Origin of the sequence: Staphylococcus sp. HMSC077D08, assembly GCF_001837945.1 — a bacterium.
In the GTDB taxonomy this organism is placed as follows: Bacteria; Bacillota; Bacilli; order Staphylococcales; family Staphylococcaceae; genus Staphylococcus; species Staphylococcus epidermidis.
In genome coordinates this window covers 1-695 of the sequence record NZ_KV834803.1, presented here as the reverse complement: position 1 = coordinate 695, position 695 = coordinate 1, and the positions used below count along the sequence as shown (strand labels likewise).

At 34.7% G+C, this 695-nt stretch carries 1 protein-coding gene; it reads left to right on the top strand.

Going from position 1 to position 695, the window contains the following annotated elements; genetic code table 11:
* Nucleotides 1-585 (top strand): hypothetical protein (locus HMPREF2663_RS08660; protein WP_002511328.1); only part of this gene is annotated, 585 nt, incomplete at its 5' end.
* Between the last annotated feature and the right edge of the window lie 110 nt (nt 586-695).

The window sequence follows — 695 nt, the reverse complement described above, 5'->3', positions numbered from 1 at the left end:
ATGCGTGTGTATGATATTATCATTTACTTGTTCCTGTTCGCTATTTTGACAGTTATGGTTAGTAAACTCTTTGTCCTATTAAACTTTATTGTGTCTCAAATTGATATTATCGATACGCGAAACGTCACACACTATATCACAATCATTTCAAATGGTGTATATCAACTTACATTTTACTTATTAGTCTTAGCATTGATGTTAATAGTTATCGATTTAATGATTCGTTTATTGAAAGATCAACTCACGAATCATATCAAATCTGTTTATCACACAATGGTTTTACGACATTATCTTAAACAAGATGTTGACACAGACACGACTCAGGATTGGCAAAATAACGGCAAAAGTAAAACAAATTCTGTCCAGCAATACTTTAATAAAATGGTTGGAAAATCGCTCGTTGATGTTCGTCAAAATGAAGTCCGTGTGGCAATTAAAATTCCCCGGAAACAGCAAGCTCACGATATATTAAAAAAGATTGAACCTCAAATTCATGAAGAAATTACACATATGCACCCGAATTATTACTTTTCAAAACCTCAACGTCATCATCGTTATCTATGGTTTGCAGGCCACAAACGTTAAGATACACATGCGTTGTGGTACACGAAGTGATAAACACAAGCGCATGTGTATCTTAACAGTGCCATGGGGTTACTACGACCCCCATGGCATCATTAATCAATAATCACAGA